This is a genomic window from Scytonema sp. UIC 10036 (genome assembly GCF_009725235.1).
The window spans coordinates 74,050-94,655 of the sequence record NZ_WJFC01000027.1 but is presented as its reverse complement, the minus strand read 5'-3'; the positions used below and the strand labels follow the sequence as shown (position 1 = coordinate 94,655).

General features: G+C 42.0%; 15 protein-coding genes, 1 pseudogene and 1 riboswitch. Of the genes and pseudogenes, 10 read left to right on the top strand and 6 right to left on the bottom strand.

All coding sequences use genetic code 11. From position 1 onward, the window contains the following. Window positions 1–79: 79 nt before the first annotated feature. Complete coding sequence (locus F7734_RS15365; RefSeq protein ID WP_155745530.1) at window positions 80–1,507, bottom strand: RNA-guided endonuclease TnpB family protein; 1,428 nt, start codon at window positions 1,505–1,507, stop codon at window positions 80–82. 580 nt (window positions 1,508–2,087) lie between these two features. After that, window positions 2,088–2,291, top strand: a riboswitch (cobalamin riboswitch). 38 nt (window positions 2,292–2,329) lie between these two features. Here F7734_RS15365 and F7734_RS15360 point away from each other — a divergent pair. The 4 genes from F7734_RS15360 to F7734_RS15345 all read left to right on the top strand — a co-directional run bounded on the left by F7734_RS15360 (window position 2,330) and on the right by F7734_RS15345 (window position 8,678). Then, on the top strand, window positions 2,330–3,361 hold the full coding sequence (locus F7734_RS15360) for a sirohydrochlorin chelatase (RefSeq protein ID WP_155745529.1): 1,032 nt from the start codon (window positions 2,330–2,332) through the stop codon (window positions 3,359–3,361). A 320-nt stretch (window positions 3,362–3,681) separates the two neighbouring features. Further along, the gene (gene sipA, locus F7734_RS15355) at window positions 3,682–3,924 is read left to right on the top strand and encodes a regulatory protein SipA (RefSeq protein WP_155745528.1); all 243 of its coding nucleotides are present in this window, start codon (window positions 3,682–3,684) and stop codon (window positions 3,922–3,924) included. Between the two features lie 56 nt (window positions 3,925–3,980). Further along, on the top strand, window positions 3,981–4,535 hold the full coding sequence (locus F7734_RS15350) for a peroxiredoxin (RefSeq protein WP_155745527.1): 555 nt from the start codon (window positions 3,981–3,983) through the stop codon (window positions 4,533–4,535). A 210-nt stretch (window positions 4,536–4,745) separates the two neighbouring features. After that, window positions 4,746–8,678: an ATP-binding protein gene (locus F7734_RS15345; RefSeq protein ID WP_155745526.1), complete on the top strand. Its 3,933-nt coding sequence runs from the start codon at window positions 4,746–4,748 to the stop codon at window positions 8,676–8,678. A 360-nt stretch (window positions 8,679–9,038) separates the two neighbouring features. Here the strand turns inward: F7734_RS15345 and F7734_RS15340 are convergent, their stop codons facing one another. Next, entirely contained in the window at window positions 9,039–9,464 is a 426-nt protein-coding gene (locus tag F7734_RS15340) for a hypothetical protein (protein WP_243146900.1), read from the bottom strand. Window positions 9,465–9,791: 327 nt separating this feature from the next. On the opposite strand from F7734_RS15340, the gene F7734_RS15335 reads away from it, so the two are divergent. The 6 genes and pseudogenes from F7734_RS15335 (at window position 9,792) to F7734_RS15310 (ending at window position 15,414) form a co-directional block, all read left to right on the top strand. Next, window positions 9,792–11,021: an effector-associated domain EAD1-containing protein gene (locus F7734_RS15335; RefSeq protein ID WP_155745525.1), complete on the top strand. Its 1,230-nt coding sequence runs from the start codon at window positions 9,792–9,794 to the stop codon at window positions 11,019–11,021. 529 nt (window positions 11,022–11,550) lie between these two features. Then, window positions 11,551–11,817 (top strand): hypothetical protein, encoded by a 267-nt coding sequence (locus F7734_RS15330; RefSeq protein WP_155745524.1) that lies wholly within the window; start codon window positions 11,551–11,553, stop codon window positions 11,815–11,817. Next, window positions 11,817–12,263, top strand: a pseudogene (locus tag F7734_RS15325) (type II toxin-antitoxin system VapC family toxin). Before F7734_RS15330 ends, F7734_RS15325 begins: the two are co-directional and overlap by 1 nt. A 104-nt stretch (window positions 12,264–12,367) precedes the next feature. Next, window positions 12,368–13,360, top strand: coding sequence for an ATP-binding cassette domain-containing protein (locus F7734_RS15320; RefSeq protein ID WP_155745523.1), 993 nt, complete (start codon window positions 12,368–12,370; stop codon window positions 13,358–13,360). 125 nt (window positions 13,361–13,485) lie between these two features. Then, a complete protein-coding gene (locus F7734_RS15315; protein ID WP_155745522.1) occupies window positions 13,486–14,304 on the top strand; it encodes an ABC-2 family transporter protein in 819 nt (272 codons plus the stop codon). Window positions 14,305–14,613: 309 nt separating this feature from the next. Continuing rightward, the gene (locus tag F7734_RS15310) at window positions 14,614–15,414 is read left to right on the top strand and encodes an ABC-2 family transporter protein (protein ID WP_155745521.1); all 801 of its coding nucleotides are present in this window, start codon (window positions 14,614–14,616) and stop codon (window positions 15,412–15,414) included. 80 nt (window positions 15,415–15,494) lie between these two features. Here F7734_RS15310 and F7734_RS15305 read toward each other — a convergent pair whose 3' ends face one another. The 4 genes from F7734_RS15305 to F7734_RS15290 all read right to left on the bottom strand — a co-directional run bounded on the left by F7734_RS15305 (window position 15,495) and on the right by F7734_RS15290 (window position 20,569). Continuing rightward, window positions 15,495–16,058 carry an HMA2 domain-containing protein gene (locus tag F7734_RS15305; protein ID WP_243146899.1) on the bottom strand — a complete coding sequence of 188 codons (564 nt, stop codon included), beginning with the start codon at window positions 16,056–16,058 and terminating at the stop codon, window positions 15,495–15,497. Between the two features lie 420 nt (window positions 16,059–16,478). Further along, the gene (locus F7734_RS15300; RefSeq protein ID WP_155745519.1) at window positions 16,479–16,784 is read right to left on the bottom strand and encodes a DUF5132 domain-containing protein; all 306 of its coding nucleotides are present in this window, start codon (window positions 16,782–16,784) and stop codon (window positions 16,479–16,481) included. A 59-nt stretch (window positions 16,785–16,843) separates the two neighbouring features. Continuing rightward, on the bottom strand, window positions 16,844–19,108 hold the full coding sequence (locus tag F7734_RS15295; RefSeq protein WP_155745518.1) for a heavy metal translocating P-type ATPase: 2,265 nt from the start codon (window positions 19,106–19,108) through the stop codon (window positions 16,844–16,846). Between the two features lie 321 nt (window positions 19,109–19,429). Beyond that, window positions 19,430–20,569, bottom strand: a complete 1,140-nt coding sequence (locus F7734_RS15290; RefSeq protein ID WP_155745517.1) for an HMA2 domain-containing protein — start codon at window positions 20,567–20,569, stop codon at window positions 19,430–19,432. Window positions 20,570–20,606: the final 37 nt, after the last annotated feature.

Here is a 20,606-nt window from a genome sequence, read left to right as displayed (position 1 = left end):
GTGAGGTGAAAATCTCACGCACGGTTTTGTAGGCGAGGCAGAGGGGCGACTCTCTGACCTTAGCCAGCGGGTTTCTAATTTACTGAGTCGGTTCAGTGACTCCTATAGTCGTGCAACAAGACAAGCTTGCTACCGTACCTTTACTTTCAGATGGTTTTTTACCTATCCAAATATTGATTCTTTTGAGAATTTGACACACTCGAAAAGTAATTTTTGAGGTGTCAATTTTTGCCTTTCTTAGGATATTACAAGCCCCATTAGCATCAGCGTTGATAACTGTTCCGCTTGCTATTTTGTATTCACCACGCTTTGTTCTTTTCCCAGAAGGTTTCTGTGTCTTCTGGGATTCGGTTTCTTTTCCGAATACGGGGAGTTCATCCCCGTCAAAAAATGACATTTTTGAAGTGTATGATTCTTCTACAACTACAAATTCTATACCGTGTCTTTGACATAAATACTTGAGCGTATCGCGTAATGCAGTGAACGGTACTTGCACAAAATTTTGATTATTGACACGTCCGTTATCTATTTCATCCTTAATGCCTTGGTTCCAACCAAATACAATTTTACCTATCTTTAATTCTAGGCATTTGTTGATTATTGTGCGTGCTGACTTCTTAATAAAATCACGTACTTGGTTGTTTCTGGCTTGTGTTGCTCTAGCTAAACTACCACTCCAGAAATTCTCATCTTTACCCTTTTTCAGCTTGGCTACAGTCTTGTTATAAAACTGATTTACTGCCTTTAACGGTCGCCCATTTATAATAAATCCTTCTTGACCTGTGCTCGGAATACAAGTAACAAAGTTGTTTAATCCTATGTCAATCCCTAAAGCACTTGACTTATCCAATGTAGCAACAATTTCATTCTGATTTCTGCATACCCAATGCAAATAAATCTCTCTATGTTTTGATGTAATTACTAACTCAACAAGCTTAGAGGAGTCAACGTCATCAGGAACTCTAAATCTCAATTTTTCATTCAAAGTTGTTCCCATAACATCTTCTTTATGGAACTTTCTAAACTGAATCCCTGTTGAAATAGTCGCCAATTTTATTCCATGTTTTCTTTCAAATTTTACTGTTTGACCGGGATACGTTACTTCAAACATCCCTCCTTTCTCTCTATAACCAGGTAGCTTTGGTTTTTTAGTTCCCTCACTAAAATGTTTATCTAAAAGCTGCTTGAATGATTGAAAATTCTCAGCTACCTTATGACACACGGACTGTGCTGCTTGTGATTGCAGCATTTTATAATGGTAGTTTTCTTTGAAGTCGGTTTGTAAATCAATGGTTAGAGATGAAAAATTCAGAATTTTGTAGGCAAAAAATCCTTGTCTCAAATTGAAAGTCAAGGTGTTATATAAACTGTTGGCGTGTGACAAAATGTCAGATATTACAGCATAACCAAGATTAGACAATTTAAGATGCTGCACAACAGTTGAAATATGAGTATCCTTGTTTTTTTCTTTATCTAGCTCTTTTTGTTCTTTACTTTTGAACGACATATTCAAACCACCTCCTTGTTTTTATCGAAGAAGGGAACAGGGAACGGGGAACGGGGAACAGGGATGTTTTTACGAAGTAAAAACATTCATGTGAGACCGTTCTAATTCCTTGTTTTAGAGGGGTCTAAAATCCCATCTTGTTTAAGTCCGCCGTGTAGGTTGGGGTTTAAATCCCCATATGTTACAGTCTGTTCCCTGTTCCCTGTTCCCCGTTCCCTTTTAACTTGAATACAATATTACATAGAAGTAAAGACGTTGTGTAGGCGTTTATGAAAAATAAAGCATTGAATTTACGTATATCTGAGCGCAGATTGAATAAGCTAAGGCTATATGCAGCCAGCAAGGAGAAAACAATGACTCAATTGGTCGAGGACTGGATTGATAGACTACCGTACTCAGAGATAAACAATTCCTCGGACACCCACGAGGGGTGTACCTCGTAATTGTTCGCTATCCATCCCCACCCTGTAGAGGGATGGGGAATTCCGCGAATTTGTTAAAATTCTACTCGTATTTTTAGTATTTGCACTTAACACACAACTCCCTGTCTTTTCTCTCCCCTCCCCCGGTATTTTGCTCCTTCACATAAATCAGCTAAGATATCAAAGCAAACGTGAACTGTAACAAAATAGGGAAACTCCGGTGCAAGTCCGGGGCTGTGCCGCAGCTGTAAACGGATTTTAGATTTTAGATTTTGGATTTTGGATTGGGAATAATCTAAAATCCAAAATCCAAAATCCAAAATTGTGTTAGCCAGAACGCCTATTTATTACCTGCTCACTCTATTTCCTGCGTAGCACGGGAAGGGAGCTTTACAACTGGATGCTGACTACCAACACTTCAAATCACTCTTATTCAGAATCTTCTGCTCAAAGTCTAAAACTATCACCCCTGCCAATACAACGCCCTTTGCTAATGGTTGGACATGGTACTAGGGATGAAGAAGGAAGACAAGCTTTATTAGACTTTGCAACTCTTTACCAAGCTTTAGATCGATCGCGTCCAGTTTTACCTTGCTTTTTAGAGCTAACCGTTCCTTCCATTCAAGAAGGTATAGACCAATGTGTAGCACAAGGTTACACTGAACTCACAGTACTGCCCATATTGTTATTTGCTGCACGACACAATAAATTTGATGTAACTAATGAGCTAGATCGTGCCAAGTCCCGACATCCACAGTTAAAGTTTCACTACGGGCGTCATTTTGGCATTACTCCTGCAATTGTAGAACTGTGGCGATCGCGTCTAGCAGAACTTGACAAACCCGAACATAACCCCCAACAAATATCTCGTTCCGATACCGTTCTCTTATTTGTTGGACGTGGTTCGAGCGATCCCGACGCCAATGGAGACGTATATAAACTAGCTCGCATTCTTTGGGAAGGAAGCGGTTACTCCACCGTTGAAACCTGTTTTATTGGCATTACCCACCCCAGACTAGAAGAAGGTTTTCACCGCGCACGGCTTTATCAGCCCAAACGCATCATTGTTTTGCCATACTTCCTATTTACAGGGGCATTAGTCAAAAAGATTTTTAATATCACCGCCCAACAGCAAGAGCAATATCCAGATATGTCCATAACTTGTCTACCAGAGATGGGATTGCATCCAGTTCTCCTCTCCGTACTGAGAGACAGAGAAATTGAAACCCAACTAGAACAAGTACAGATGAATTGTGAGATGTGTAAATTCCGTCTATATGCTTTAGCAAACAGCGGTCACGGTCATTCCCACACTCATGACCACCATCATCACCATCATGACCATCATCACACTCACGACCACACGCATCCAACCGAAGACCCTTATGCAGATATAGAAAAGTACCATCAAAAAATTTGGCAAGCGCCATAGAATATAGCTAATGGCTAATGGCTAATGGCTGTGAACGACAATGGTGCCCAATTACGTATAGAAGTAGGGTGGGCACTGCCAACCTACCCCTGTCAAGGTAGATAAAAACTTCGGGAAATTGATAACTCTCCCTCCTCTTACCTCTGTGTACTCTGTGCCTCTGCGGTTCAATAAATTACTTTTAAACCGCAGAGGCGCAGAGAGCGCAGAGGAAAAAAACGAGGAATTGCCACCTGGATCAAAATTTTGTGAGTAACTTATGGAAACGTCCAATCAACAATTAGCCATTAGCCATTAGCAAATAGCAGTTAACAAAAATTATGTCCAAAGAATTTGCAGTTGGTAGCAAAGTACGCGTTATAGCACTACCGCCCTACGTAAAAACCGCCGAACCCATGCCGATGCTGCGTCCTCCTGATGTCATTCGCATTGGAGAAGAAGGTATAGTTATTGACCGCCGCCCTGGTGGATACTGGGGCATTCGCTTTACAAAGGGTGCTTTTCTCCTTGATAGTCAGTACATAGAATCTGTAGAAACAAATTCAAACTCTTCAAGCTCTTAGAATGGCGACCAGAAAATGTAAACTTATATTAAGTTGTGTTTCTGGTATAAATCGTAATGATTTCCCGCCGCACTTTTTTGAACATATTACTTGCTAGCTGTTTTGCTATCATCAGTTGGTTGAATTTTGCGCCAGTTGCCAATGCCCTAGGTGGCAAACTTCCAGCAATTAATCAACCAGCACCAGACTTTACACTGCCAACTAACACTGGTGATGGCAAACTTTCTCTCTCCGATTTACGTGGTCAGTGGGTAGTACTTTATTTCTATCCCAAAGATTTTACCTCTGGTTGTACCATAGAAGCCCGTCGCTTTCAGCAAGACTTACCGAAATATCTCCAAAAAAACGCTCAAATTGTCGGTGTCAGCGCTGATGATGTTGATTCTCATGCTGAATTTTGTGATTCAGAGGGTCTAAAATTTCCCTTATTAGCTGATACTACTGGCGCAGTTAGCAAAGCCTACGGTTCCTGGATTGGCTTTGTGTCTATGCGCCATAGCTTTATCATCGATCCCAATGGCATCCTGCGCGAGACTTTTGTGAAAGTGAATCCTGCTATCCACAGTCAAGAAGTTTTCGCTCGACTTGAAGAGTTGCAAAAAGCAGCTTGATAGTGTTTAGTCAAATCTTTCCTTTGTGTTCTTTGCGTCTTTGCGGTAAAAAAGATTTTGAACCACTAAGGCACGAAGAACGCGAAGAAAATCTGTAAAAAGATAGATGAAAATAAAAGTAAAGGTTTGAAATAATAAAACAAAAAATAGATATTTTATAGGAAACGCTAAGTTTACTGTTTCAAAGATCGTGCGGTAAACAAGCATTAAATGTTAAGAGTAAGTCGCTTGCACCAACAAATTTCACATCAACTCTCTTCACATTCAGTGGTGGCACGAACTGCGAGTGCGATCGCTTCTAGTGTTGGTTTGTTAGTATTAATTGGCTGGTGGTTGAATCAAAAGTTTCTGACATCGTTCCTCTCCTTCGGCATGGGAAGTATGGAGGTAGATGCAGCATTTTGCTTCTTTTTATCTGGGATATCGCTGTGGCTGTCTTTAACAGGAAAAGAGCAAACAGAAGAGAAGATTGCTCCAAGTATCTTGAGTAAAGTCTGTGCGATCGCCGTTTTAATTATTGCTTTGTTTAGAGTCAGTCAATACGTGTTCCACTGGAATTTCGGTATTGACACAATGTATCATGAGTTTCTCAATGGTTTGGGGATAATCCATTGGGAAGGTATGGGCATAAACACAGCACTAAACTTTATAGTTCTTGGTAGGGCTTTAGAACTTGTTTGTCAACCTAAAACCCGTCGCAGCTATTGGTACGCTCAAGTCTTTACCCTCATCGCAGCTTTAATATCCTTACAGGCTATTACTGGGTATGCCTACGGAGTCAGCATATTATACAGTTTTCAAGCGCACGATTCAGGAATGGCATTGAACACCGCACTGACATTTACAGTACTTTGTATTGGTATTTTACATGCTTATCCCGAACAAGGGTTAATGCGATTAATAACTAGCGATACCTATAGTGGTGTGCTAGCACGTCGGTTATTGTTGGCTGCGATCGCAGTTCCTTTAGTATTAGGATGGTTAACTTTACAAGGGCTGAGAGCAGGGTTATACGAACCAGAATTTGCAGTATCCCTGCTTGTAGTTGTCCTAATCGTCAGCTTTTGTGTGTTTATATGGGAAAGTGCAACAGCTTTAGAAAAATTGGGGAAGCAACGCGATCTCGCTAAAGAAGCCCTGAAAGTAAATGAAGAGAAATTAAGCAGCTTTGTAGATTCTAACGTCATTGGTATTCTCTTTGGCGACATTCACGGTCGCGTCCGCAAAGCTAACGACGAATTCCTGCGGATGATTGGCTATACAAGAGAAGATTTAGAAGCAGACAAAATTAAATGGACTGATATTACACCGCCAGAATATTTACCTTTAGATGCAGAAGGAATTGCTGAAGCGATCGCCAAAGGTGCTTGTACACCTTACGAAAAAGAATATATCTGTAAAGATGGCAGTCGCATACCAGTTGTAGTTGGCTACACTTTAGTAGGAGATAATCGAGAAGAATCCGTTGCATTTATCCTAGATTTAAGTGCTCGCAAGCAGGTAGAGCAAGCATTACGTCAAAGTGAAGAACGTTTCCGATTAGCACTAGATAATATTCCCGATGTTTTTGCTATCTACAATGCTCAACGGCAATTAGAGTTTGTTAATGCAGAAGCATTGCAGCGAATTAAAAAGCCAAGAGAAGAAATTATTGGAAGAACAGATGAGGAAATCTTTCCACCAGAAGTGACAGAACCTTATCTTTCCACTTTAATTCAAGCACAGGAAACCAGAACGATACAGAAAATAGAAGTTACAATTAACTTACCAGATTACGGACAATTTACAACAGAAATTAAATATTTACCACTCTTACATAAAAACGGCGAAATTGAACAGATTCTTGCCTTTACAAATGATACTACAGAACGCAAACAAGTAGAAGAAACACTTCGCAACCAACAAAAATGGTTGGAAGATTTGCTCAATCTTATGCCCATGCCAATGCTGTTGATAGAACCGGGAACAGCAAAAGTGACTTTTGCCAACATTGCCGCCGATAAAGTTGCTGGAGGAAAATTTCCTAAAGCAGAATCACTGGCTGATTATAACACATATTATTATGCCACTGATGCTGCTGGAAACCCCATTCCAGCAGAGGAAGCCCCTGGGGTGAGAGTAGCTCGCGGCGATCGCATTGAAGGATTTGAATTAGATTGGCATACACCAGTAGGGATTCGCTCGCTCCTTATATTTGCCGATACTTTACCAGCTATGCACGGTTATCCCGCAACCTGTGTTTTGATGTTTCAAGACATTAGTAACTTGAAACAGGTAGAAAAAGCACTTTCACTAGGTTACAAGAGACTTCAGCTCTTATTTGGTACAGCTAGCGATTTACTTTCAAGCCAGCAACCTGTTGCACTGATTGATAGTTTGTTTAAAAAACTATCAAAACAAATTCGCTTAGATGTTTACTTTAATTATTTAGTTTATGAGGATAAACAGATTTTACAGCTAGCATCCTATACTGGTGTTTCTGAAGAACAAGTCAAAGAAATTGAGTGGCTTGAATTTGATCGGGGGGTGAGTGGAACGGTATCGCAGCAACGCCATCCAATAGCTTTGGAAAATTTACAGCAATTAACAGACAAAAAGACAGAATTCCTCCGCTCTATTGGAATTACAGCGTATTATAGTTATCCCTTAATAGCACAGGGAAAACTGTTAGGAACTCTTGCCTTTGGCAGTCGCACTCGGGTGAAATTTAGCCAAAATGAACTGGGGATGATGCAAGCAGTATGCGATCAAATTGCCATTGCAATGGAACGTGCTAAGCTAATTGCTTCTTTGCAGCAGCAAACAGAACAGCTCAAACAAGCAAATCGCATGAAAGATGAATTTTTAGCAATTCTATCTCATGAATTGCGATCGCCCCTCAATGCAATTCTGGGTTGGACACAGTTATTGCGTTCTCGACGCCAACTTGATGAAACCAAAGTAGCAAAGGCATTAGAGACAATTGAGCGCAATGCTAGAGCGCAAACACAGCTCATAGAAGATTTGTTAGATATCTCGCGGATGATAAGAGGTAAATTACGCCTTAATGTCCATCCTTGCAACCTAGCTCCCATTATTGAAGCTGCATTGGAAACAGTTCGTTTAGCTGCTGAGATAAAGGAAATCGATTTAAAGTTTTGTATTATGGAGGACAGGGGACAAGGGACAGGTGATTGGGAAGATAACAACAAATTACTCAATCAAACCAGTTGCTTAAACATAACAGGTGCTTTAAATGATGAAACTCGCAACAAAGCACTAAATTCCCAGTCCCCAGCCCCCAGTGCTCCAATCCCAGTCATTGGTGATAGCGAACGGTTGCAGCAAATTATATGGAATTTACTATCCAATGCTATAAAATTTACGCCTCAGGGGGGTCGTGTTGAAGTTCGCTTGTCAGTAGTAAAGCATAAGGAATCGTTACTCCATACCAATTCCCAATTCCCATTCCCCTATGCCCAAATCCAGGTAAGTGATACTGGTATTGGTATTAGCCCTGATTTTCTTCCATACGTTTTCGATCGGTTTCGTCAGGCTGATAGTTCTACCACAAGATCCTACGGCGGGTTGGGGTTGGGGCTAGCAATTGTGAGTCATTTAGTAGAACTACACGGTGGTACCATTCATGTCGAAAGTCCGGGTGAAGGACAAGGTACTACTTTTACAGTCAAGCTACCCCTTCTGGGTAAGAAAGAAGAGGAAGATAAGGAGACAAGAGGAACTTCCACCGCCCCACCCTCTCTCCTGGGTATCCGGGTACTGGTTGTAGATGACGAAGCTGATGCTCGTGATTTTTTAAGCATCGTGCTGCAACAGTGCCAAGCTGAAGTAAAAGCAATAGGATCGGTACAGGAAGCATTAGAAGTTATTGCACAATGGAGACCAGATGTTTTAGTCAGCGATATAGGTATGCCAAATGAAGATGGCTATACTCTCATTCGTAAAGTGCGATCGCTCGAACGCACTGGAGAAATTCCCCTTTCCGAACATGGCACAAAAATTCCCGCCGCCGCCTTAACAGCTTATGCTCGAACAGAAGACAGACTGCGAGCTTTACAAGAAGGTTTTCAAATACATTTACCCAAACCCGTTGAACCAGCAGAATTAGCCACAGTAGTTGCAAGCTTAGCTGGACGAACCTAGTACCGCCTCGTTCCCAGGCTCCCCCACTCTCGTTCCCAGGCGGAGCCTGGGAATGCATACACTGAGGCTCCGCCTCACGATTAAGCAATGAAAAATCGCAATTACTCCCAATCCAATACTTGTCGGTTAAGCCTAAAAATACAAAAACACGTAGGTTGGGTTGAGGAACGAAACCCAACATTTATCAGGATTTGTTGGGTTTCGCGCTTCGCTCAACCCAACCTACAATTTCTACAATTTCCTTATCCGAGCAGTATTGATAGGACTCCTATTTGATTTTTGAAATACATATAGGGTGAGCATTGCCTACCACATGATACTACTGGTGGGCATTGCCCACCCTACAGTACTGAGATTTTTTCACAAATCAGATGTATCGACTTGCTCAAACACTTGAAATCCTTCAGAACGTCGCAATTGTTTAGCATATTCTCGTCCTTTAAATTGAAGCAGTTGAGCATCATTCTTGGCAACAACACCTCCAGAGTACCATCTAAGAGTTACATTATACTCTTCACTCGGGGGTTGCAAATCTTGTCCCATTTCTCGTAATTTCTGCTGAAAATGGCGTAGAGCTTGAAGTTCACTAGATGAGAATTGTACCTGTACAGCTACCTCTGGTGTTATATTTCCCCAATTGTTCGCTAGCAATTCATAGCTAAATCCCGCCCATTCCAAATCAAAGACTTTCTGCAACCGTCCAGTCGCCGTCCCTAAAGTGGCTGCGATAGCTTCGCTGCTGCCAAGGGCAAAACGCTTGCAATAAACTTGTTTTCCCAGCACCATTCATTCCTACCAGGACGATCGTATCTCGTGCTAACCCGGTTTCTGGTTCAGTGAAATCAAATTTTTTATCTCGAAATTTCTTAAAATACTTTAGCTGGACAGATTAAACTTTCATTTTGAAATCTCTTTTTGGAGGAAAAACAGCGATCGACAATAGCAGTGAAGGTTTTCATGACGACATATTCATAGTTTCACTTATTCACAGCATAGCACTTGCATTTAGTTGCACATAAAACAGTTTATGAGCCACTACTACATTGCTTGGCAAATCTCAACAAATCTGGCAGAATATGAAAAGCAAGTTGAAGTTCAACAAAAATTTAACCTATGGCTAGTGTGGTTATACTCACTGCTATTGACGTAGAGTATATGGCAGTTCGCTCCCATCTCACTGACCTTCAAGAAATGGTACATTCCCAAGGTACAGTTTACGAACAGGGAAAATTTACTGCCAACAGCAAGTCATGGGAAGTTGGGATTGTTGAGATAGGAGCGGGAAATTCCGGCGCAGCGATGGAAGCAGAACGAGCGATCGCTTACTTCAATCCTAGTATTGTTCTGTTTGTGGGAGTTGCAGGTGGTATTAAAGATGTCAAGCTCGGAGATGTCGTTGCGGCGACAAAAGTTTATGGGTATGAGTCTGGTAAAGCAAAAGAGGAATTTGAACCCAGAGCTGATGTGGGAGAATCAGCATACAACTTGATACAAAGAGCAAGAGCAGAAGCCAGAAAACCAGATTGGCTGAAAAGGTTAACATCTCTTCCCCGTCCAACCCCCAAGGTGTATGTCGCACCCATAGCCGCAGGAGCAAAAGTTGTTGCTTCCAAGCAGTCTGAAGTTTACCAGTTTCTTCAGTCTAACTATGGTGATGCAGTTGCGGTAGAAATGGAGGGACGAGGTTTTCTCCAAGCGACTCATGCTAACCAAAAAGTTTCAGCCTTGATCGTTCGCGGTATATCCGATTTGATAGATGGTAAAAGCATTGATGACGAGCGAGGTTCTCAGGAATTGGCTGCAGATCGCGCTAGTGCTTTTGCTTTTGAGGTTCTTGCAAAGCTTCAGCCTCAAGAAGTGAATTCTCCATCAAATCAGACCACTGTATATAATACTTTACCTCAAGATGATTCTATTTTTCAACTTTTACAGGAAAAGCTAACTGATTTCCGAAGAGAATACATCATTACCGCCGATCCAGGTCGTAAGTTTCAACTTAAGAAGGAAATCGAAGAGATTGAAAGGCAAATACAAGAATTAGAGCAACGTTCAACAGAAAATTCGGAAAGAAATGACCAGAAACCTATCAATTTAACAGGCGCTCAACGGAAGCAATTTTGTGATGCTCTAATGGATGCTTTTCGCAGTCAGAAAGATTTAGAGATGATGCTTAGCTATGAGTTGGATTGGAAATTAAATCAAATAGCTGGTGGAGAGAATTATCAACAAATCGTGTTTAGTTTGATCGACCATGCTGACGCGCAAGGACAGCTAAAAGAACTTTTAAATGGTGCAAAAAGATATAATACTGGTAATCATAAATTACGCAGTTTGAATTTATAATTTAGATACAAATCATTTGTAAAATCTCTTTTTTCTTCCTCTGTGCTCTCTGCGTCTCTGTGGTTTAATAAATTTTTCAACCGCAGAGGCGCTGAGGTCGCAGAGAGAAGAGGAGTTTTTTGTCCCTCGTCCCTCTTTCCCACGCGGAACCTGACATCCAATGAAATTGGGCAATTGGAAATAGCGTCCATACGAAAGAGTTTACTTATTCACACCATAGCACTGTACTATATACTTAGATTTAGCTTGTATGTAGTCTTATGATACTGACATTTTGGCAATAACACAAGGACATATTAGAGGGATTGATCCACGCAAGGTACATTTCAGAAAAATTAGCGCAGTTAGAACTGTTAAACGCGAAGCTTGATGTCTTGCGTCATCAGACACGGCTGCTATTCGATGTAAGCTTTTTGCTGAACGGTTGCTCGACCTAATAATATGTATTATATTTCTCTTTATTGTTGCAGTTGTAGAAAAAATTAGGCAAAATCAGAACAGTGACTTTAACCAACTTATAAAAAACCTAATGAGTAGCATTAGAGAACAATTAATTGTTGCGATCGCCAACACGCCGGAACCCATTTTAGAGGAAGTCCTCAGCTATCTTGAATACCTGAAAACAAAAAATAACGGCTCCTCTATTAAACGCGTAAATACTGTACAAGACACCGAACCTATTTTGCGCGGCTCAAAAGCAAAAGACCTTCTAAAATTTGCCGGAACTTGGCAAGGTGATGACTTTGAGGATTGTCTTCAGCTTGTTTACAACACCCGCTCCCCATCTGAATTTTAATGTATCTCCTTGACACTAACCACTGTAGCCGCATCATCTTTGGCGAACCTAATCTTATCCAACAATTACAATCTCATAGCGAAGCAGGTGTTGCAACAAGTGTAATTGTGCGTGGTGAACTGCTATACATGGCGACTAAATCTGAACAAACAGCCGCTAACCTCCAACAGGTCAAGTCTTTTTTAGACTCAATCGACCTTTAGCCTATTAATTTACCAATCGCCGATATTTATGGCAATCTCAAAGGCAAACTTACGAACACTTTTGGTCCCAAAGAAAAAGTCGAGCGGCGAAAGTTCAACATTCAAACCCTTGGTTTTGGCGACAATGACCTTTGGATTGCTGCAACTGCAATTCATTACAATCTAACCATTGTTTCAACCGATGGGGATTTTCAGCGTATTCAACAGGTAGAACCGCTTGCTCTAGAATCTTGGTTTGATTAGATCGTTAACAAATTGGCTTAGCTTTCCGATTCATTGTTTAGTTGTGATTGTAAAGACTTTTAAAGAGAAAAATACTTCTTCAAGCGATCGCAAATCAGTAAAATATGTCTCACATTATTGTTGAAAACCTTAAAAAGACTTTCTTTATTTCTGAACGCTCTTCTGGACTTTTTGGTTCAATAAGAGGGCTTGTACAGCGAAAAACTAGAGAAGTCCATGCGTTGAAAGGTGTTTCGTTTTCGTTGGAGCGGGGAGAACTTGTAGGATATATAGGTCCCAATGGAGCAGGTAAATCGACTACCATTAAGATTTTAAGTGGTATTTTAGTACCTTCTAGTGGAAAATGTATAATCGGCGGACTCACTCCTTGGGCGGATAGAATCCAGCATGTTGGTCGTATTGGTGTTGTCTTTGGTCAGCGAACGCAACTATGGTGGGATCTCCCAGTTGTTGAGTCTTTCGACTTGCTTCGAGATATTTATAGCGTTCCCCATTCAGAGTATCTTAAGACACGGGAAGAAATGATCGATTTGCTCGATCTTTCCAGCTTTCTCTCGATCCCTGTGAGACAGTTAAGCCTCGGTCAAAGGATGCGATGTGACTTTGCAGCCGCAATGCTTCACAGACCTGAAATTCTTTTTCTTGATGAACCAACCATAGGGCTAGATGCAGTTTCAAAGCTTGCAGTGAGAAAATTTATCAAAACCCTCAATAAAACTCACAATGTAACTACCATCCTGACGACTCATGATATGGATGATATTGAGGCGTTGTGCGATCGCGTCATCATTATAGGAGGAGGCGAGATTCTTTGTGATGGTTCTCTCGCAACATTGCGTTCTCAAGTTTCTTCACGTCGGTACTTAAGAATCGACCTGACAAAGGATGATTTTTGCTTTGAGGAAGAAGGGATCAGTATCATCTCCAAGGAAGGGCGCACCGTAACTCTTGCCTTCGATCCCACAAAACTTTCCGCAGCATCCCTAATTAGCCAGGTTACATCAAAATACGAAGTCGAGGATCTTTTTGTTGAAAATCCACCTATTGAGGAGATAATTGCCGAACTGTACGCAAACTCAGGAGGAGTTTTCACATAAGTCGGATTTACCCCCCTTAATCCCCCCTTGGAAAGGGGGGAAATTGAATTTGCAGTTCCCTCCCCTTTCCAAGGGGAGGGTTAGGGTGGGGTATTTTTTATCACAAATATTCAACTAGACATACTATGAAAGCATATTGGTCATTATTTGTTGCGAGATTTGCACTTCTGTTACAGTATCGTACTGCGGCTTTAGCAGGAGTAGCAACTCAGCTGTTTTGGGGTTTTGTAAAAGTCATGGTTCTTGAGGCATTTTTTACTCATGCAACCTCTGCTCAACCTATGACTCTCCGCGAGGCTACAGGATATGTATGGCTTGGACAAGCGTTTTTGATAGCGGTTGTCCCTTGGGGAGGCGATAAAGAAATTCAAGAACTCATACGTTCTGGTGCGGTTGGATACGATCTTCTTCGACCCACTGACCTTTACAATTTTTGGTTCACTCGCGCTTTAGCACTTCGCACAGCACCTCTGATACTTCGTGGTATTCCGCTTCTTGGTGTCACGATGTTTCTTTTGCCTATTATAGGACTTTCGGAGCGCTCGCTTCTTTTTCCACCCTCCTTTGCTGCTGGAGTTGCTTTTCTTGTCTCTTTTATTGGTGGAATTCTGCTTTCATCTGCAATCACAATGCTTCTTACTGTATCACTAATGTGGACAATTTCTGGCGAGGGAATCAATACTGTACTTCCCAATCTGATTACTATTTTCTCTGGAATGATTGTTCCTCTTCCTTTTTTCCCTGAATGGTTCAAGCCTTTCTTAGATGTACTTCCCTTCTCAGGGCTTCTAGATAAACCTTTTCGTCTTTTTACTGGAAATCTTTTACCAAACGAATTGTTTAATGTACTGCTTCATCAAATTTTCTGGATAGTTGTTATTATTATCCTTGGACGTTTTTTAGTGAAGTATGGTGTAAAAAAGCTTGTTATTCAAGGTGGATAAGCTCAGATCCCCGACTTCTTAAAGGATACATCTGGCGAATGAAAATCCTGAGCGCTCTCCTCGTTCCCAGGCGGAGCCTGGGAATGCCTGATTGGGAGGCTCCGCCTCCAGTATGCAACTAGCGCTTGCTCCGCAGAGCAGAGCGATCTGCATTCTGTGGTAGAACCTGGGAACGAGAGAGTACAGATGAGGGGTCTCACCCTCCATTTACGACTCTTGTCTGTCAATGTTGGGTTTCGTTCCTCAACCCAACCTACGTGTTTTCGCATTTTTAGGCTTAACTGACAAGTATTAATTTCATTTGTAGATATGAATGATTTTTTGCTTTACCTTCGATATATCTCTGTATCTTTTAAGGCGCAAATGCAGTATAAAGTGTCCTTCTGGCTTCAAATCTTGGGGCAATTTTTAGGAACTATTATTGAGTTTTTTGGAATCTGGGCGCTTTTTACTCGTTTTAATAGTATTGGTTCGTGGAGTCTCTCAGAAGTTGCTCTATTTTATGGTATGATTAATATTTCTTTTGCCTGTGCTAATGCTCTTGGACGGGGTTTTGATTCGTTCTCAAAAATTATTAAAAATGGCGACTTTGACCGTTTACTTCTCCGTCCACGTACTACAGTACTTCAACTTTTAGGCATAGAATTTACATTGAAACGAATAGGACGATTTTCTCAAGGAATTCTCGTTATGGGGTGGTCGCTTTCAACTCTCCACATTCCTTTTACCATTCAAAAATTGTGGCTTTTAAGCACTTCTTTTATTGGTGGAGTTGCTCTCTTTATGGGTATCGTTATTATACAAGCAACGCTGACATTCTGGACTATTGAGTCTCTCGAAATTATGAATATCTTCACTTATGGAGGAGTTGAAACGGCTCAGTACCCTCTTTCAATTTATGGCAAGTGGTTTCAGCGCTTTTTTACTTTCTTAGTACCGTTTGCTTGTGTCAGCTATTTTCCTTTGCTCGCAGTGCTTGAAAAAGAAGGTGCTTTTTTAGTGCCTTTGTTGTTTTGTTATGTCTCGCCAATAGCAGGTATTCTCTTTCTTATTGTTGCTCTGAAGCTTTGGAAATTAGGAGAACGATACTATTGTTCTACGGGTAGTTAGTCATTGGTCATTGGTCATTGGTCATTAGCAATTAGCCATTAGCCATTAGCAATTAGCCATTAGCAATTAGCAATTAGCCATTAGCCATCTCTGTCTATTTCATTTGTTGAATGCTGTGAGGTCATTCCATGGAGTTTAATAAAGCTATCAAAGGCATACCACGCTAACACATACCAGGGAATAATCTCGAACTGTAGTCCCTGTGCAAGTAATTTCCGAATGGAAAGAATACCTAACCCTAAAGGAAAAAGGAAGCGCAAATCAACAGAGTTATTGGTTGCTTTTTTCACTCGCTTGTTCAAATCCACCACAGCGTTGGATACCTCGGCTGCAGCTTCAGATTTTCCTAACGCTATATCACCAAAGATGATGCCTAAATCTTTTAGAGTTGTGAGAACATTTTCAAGGCTGCCATCTTGAGTATCGTGCTGTATGACAATACTGCCATTGTGAATATTAGTTTTGACTTGAGTGATATTGGGTTGAGCTTGCAGGGCGTTTGCAATTCGTTCCATATCTCCTGATTGACGGTGGTGCGGTGCAACTCTCAAACGCAGCCGTCCGGGTGTAGAACTGACAACTTTGGTAGATATGGGTTTATATGTAGCTATTTTTCTACATTCTTCTTGGATTGTTTTTGGCATTTCAGTGAGATGAGTACAATAACCGTTGTTAATCAATTTCTTTCTTTTCCGTAACTTGAGGGCTAATCAATTCGGTTTGCACGGCTTGAGCTTCAATAGTTCCCTCACCTCTTACCTCTGCGTACTCTGCGTCTCAGCGGTTAAATAAATTACTTGTTAACAGCCCAGGCGCACCAGAGCGCAGAGAAAAGATAGGAATTGCCGTCTGAATCAAAATTTTATGAACCACTTTGACAGGGCTAATTCTTTTGGGGGAAGTCCTAGCTCGCCCTACTGTGAGCTCTTTAAAGCATAACGATTGTTCGGGAGGCGGAGCCTCTTCTAAGGCATTCCCAGGCTCCGCCTGGGAACGAGGGAACAAGGGAACAAGGGAACAAGGGAACCTCCCCCCAATCCATCGGGGGGATTGAGGGGGGTAATCTACATCCCGTTATCAGAGTTGTCAACTGAGGTTCCTGCAACATCAACTGCTGGCAATTGTCTGCCTTCAGCGAGTTCTGCTCTTGCTTCAGCAACCATGTCTTCCCAACTTTCGCCGAGTTCTGCAACTGCGCCTTTGCTTTTTTCAAAAAGAACCAGTCCGCTCTTAATGATGGATTTGGCTATTGGCTTACCAATTCCAGCAACAACAGGAATAACGACAGGTGCAAGAAGCACTGCACCAATACCGGCGATGATTCCAGGTGCGCCTGCGTCTTCAACAAAATCAGTAATTTTTGGTGCCATGATTATTTCCTCCAGGAATTAGTAAAACGTTCTATCGTACTCTTGTTACCTCAACTATCTCATCTAGCTGCGGGGAGAGTTTTGCGATTGCGACTTGTAAGAATTGGGCGCAAACCATTGACGCCTGCAACAACTGTTGAACCGTTGTTTACCATAGTTGCTGCTAGGGGGTTAAGACCAAATAAAACTGCTACTACTAATGCGGCTAAATTGGGAACAGCAATCATAGCTGTATTTTGCTGAATTAGCTGCTTGGCTTTACGAGCAATCTCGATTCCCTCTAGCAAACCATGTAGGTCATTTTCCATCAGTACTACATCTGCTGTTTCACGAGCAATATCAGAGCCATTGGCGAAGGAAACGGAAACGTCAGCGTATGCTAGAGCGGGCGAATCATTGATCCCGTCGCCAACAAAGGCAACTGTTTTCCCTTGTTCGTGCAGTTCGCGGACAACTGTTGCTTTTTGCTCGGGAAAGGCTTCTGCATGGGTATGGGTTGGGGAAATACCAAGTTCTGCAGCAACGACGCTAGCAGTCTGCTTGTTGTCACCAGTTAGCATGTGGACTTCCACACCTTCGACTGTTAACAGTTTTGAGATAACTTCCCGACTTTCTGAACGGAGTACGTCACTATATTTTATTATACCTTGCAATTGACCGTTGCTTGCTACATAAATCGTTGAAGTTGCTTTCTTTTCGTTGCCGTCAAGCTGTTCCATTGCAATGCCGACTTGTTCTAAAAGGCGCTCGCTACCAACATAAACGGTTTCTCCGTCAATCTCTGCTTGTACGCCCAGACCAAGTTGATAATCCCACTTCCCACGGGCGGGAATTTCTATTTTCTGTTCTTCTGCATACCGCACGATCGCTTCTGCAACTGGGTGCGTTAGACGTTGTTCGGCTGCAGCCGCTAGTTGCAACACTCGTGTTGGTGTAGTGTCTGGGTTGAGACTTTCTACATTAACGACAGTTGCTTCACCTCTAGTCAAAGTACCTGTCTTGTCAAAAACGACAGTATCTATCTCTGCAAGTTTTTCTAACGCCCGTCCGCTACGAATGAGAACGCCTCTTCGTGCTGCATAGGTTAATGCTGCTAAAACCGTGGTTGGTACAGATACCCTAATTCCGGTTGCAAAGTCGAGGGTTAACACGCTGGCTGCTCTTGCTGGGTTGCGAGTTGTGGCAAAGACGATCCCACCCAGTAATAAAGTTGGTAAAACGGCTTTTTGGGCAATTTTTGCAGCATAGTTTTCCATCCGGGTATCGTGAACGGGTGCTTGCTGCATTAATTGAATGCTCTGTCCGGCACAAGTGTCGTTACCAACCCGTTCTGTGGAGATATAAATCCTTCCTTCTCTCACTAGGGTTGAGGCATAGACGCTTTGTCCTTTCTTTTTCAAGACTGGCATGGATTCTCCAGTCAGCTTTTGCTCGTCTAGTAATGCTTTTCCTCGCACGATAGTACCGTCAACAGGTACTTGTTCGCCGGGATAAACGATGACTGTATCCCCTTTTTGTACATCCTGGATGGGGATTTGCACTTTCTCTCCATCACGTTCTATCCAGGCAAACTGTCCGAGGGAACTTAACAAGTCTAGAGTTTGTTGGGCAGAAGAGCGAGCCGTGCGATCGCGTATATTCTCGCCAATTTCAATTAACCCCAGCATGAGTGCGGGCGTGAGAAATTGACCTTGAAGCGTTGTAATGGCGATCGCCATAAAATCCAGAAAGTCAATATTGAATTTCTTCTCTACTGTAATCCCTTCCCAAGCTCGTTGAACGACAGGCAATGTTGTGACTGCTATAGTCGCCGCTATCATCAAGGGTGGAATCGGCAGCCCAAAAGGTCCAGCCAGCACGGCTAAAACTGCCGTGACAGCCGAAAGTTGCATACCAGGCCAAGGTTTTTCTGTTTCGCTATCAGCAGCTTTTTGTAAAGTGGAAGGCTTGAGAACAATAACGTCACTTGCTGCCTGAATCAAATAACTCAGATGCGATCGGATTTTGGCTTCCGTTGCTTTACTGACTTTATAAGTCATTGTCAGCGAAGACGCTGCAGGCTTAATTTTTACACTAGAAACCAGAGCGTCAGCCTCTAACAAAACTTGGAGGCGCTGTGCATAATCTTTGTCATGGCGCAAGCGAGGTACTCGCAACCTTAACCGTCCTGGAACTGCATGGACAAAGCTATGCTGGACTTTGGAAACCCGATTTGGTGCGTGTCCATTTTTATCTCCTAAAGCGGCTTTACCATTCTTTTCAGGTAGCGCTACTTCGGCAAGATGAAATCTGGAGGTTGGTATTTGCACACTAAGTTCTGCCATTTCTTTGCTCGCATAAAAAATAAAGACTGTTCAACTTTTTGATTTTCTAGAGCCTACTCAGCGAGATACTCATAAGTTGAAAAAATCTTCAACTCTCGAAGTACCGTAATACCATTTTGAACCAAGAATGCGACAGATGCTTGGTTGAAATCAAGTCTAGACATGACTTTTTCAATCCAAAATCTAAAATCTAAAATCCAAAATGGTATATTTATGGAATTTTTGCAAAATTTTCGCTTCGTTCCCAGGCTCTAAGAATGAGGTTTCTGCTAGCTACCGATTAACTAACTAGACACTTTGATATGACTTGTTTCAAAACTCTTATGAAACCATATCTAATGGAAAGTTAGCCATGAAGGATAGGGCTGCAGATAGAGCCGGTGTTTTGTAATCAGACCACAGACCGTCCACTTCCAAAACTCCTTCCTCGTTTTTCCTTATGGATAGTGTCGGTTGGGTAGACTGATTCTTTGGTTCTGGAAGTTGTTGCTCAATTGGAGCTTTTACGGGCGATGTTGGCGGTATTGTCTCGTCAGCCAACTGCATCAAATTCGCCCAGTAAGAAACTGGTATTTGACTGGTTCCATAGGTAATGGCAACTGAAGCGGCATCGCAGCTCACTCTTACAGTTGTCACGTGAGAGTCTGTCTTAAGCAACCTCTCAAGTCTTTTAGCATATGCGCGATCGCGTGCAACGCGGGGTACGTTAAATCTGATGCGTCCCGAAATGGCGTGAACGACGTTGTATGTAATTTTTGCAGACGGGGCTGCTGTGCCGATAGATGTTTGCTCCACTTTTGATAACAGCGATTTGTCAGGTTTATTGAGTTTTACAGCATCTCCATCATTGTTAGATGAATTTTTTTCTGCTGCTGAAAATTGTGATTCTAGATAACTTATCACACGACGGGTTGCATTAGCTGTAATGAAGTATACAGGAAATGCAGCAATCCCCACGATCCCCAATCTTCTGGTTACCGCTAAGCCAGCAAATAAGGGAATAAACGAAATTCCCTGTTCTTTCCAAAAATCTGGAGATTTCCAAGCCGCAAAAGGGTCTGTCTTGCTTTCAGAGTGAGACGATGATTGCTGCTCTACACCCAATGACCGAAGTAACTCCATCATTTGGGACAAAGACAGCCTCTGCTCATCAAAGTTAATGACCAAACTGCCCGTTTGCTCATTGACATAAACTTCCTTAATACCATCTCGCCGATGTAAACTTTGGCAGATAGTGTCAAGTTTTGAGTTATCACCCCCGTCAATAGCACGGACTCGGACGCGCCCTGATGTTGCATGGATAATGTGCAACTCGCCTAAAGACGGTTGCCCTGTTGACTGTGCAACAGATTGTTTTGTATCTTTATTCACTTCATCGCCCTTCAGATGAGAAGAGACTAAGTCATCAGATTTTTGCAAACCGAGACCTAATCTCTTGCGACTACTGATTGTTTTGGTCATTTACCCCGATAGCTTTATCCAGCCAAAAGGTTAACAT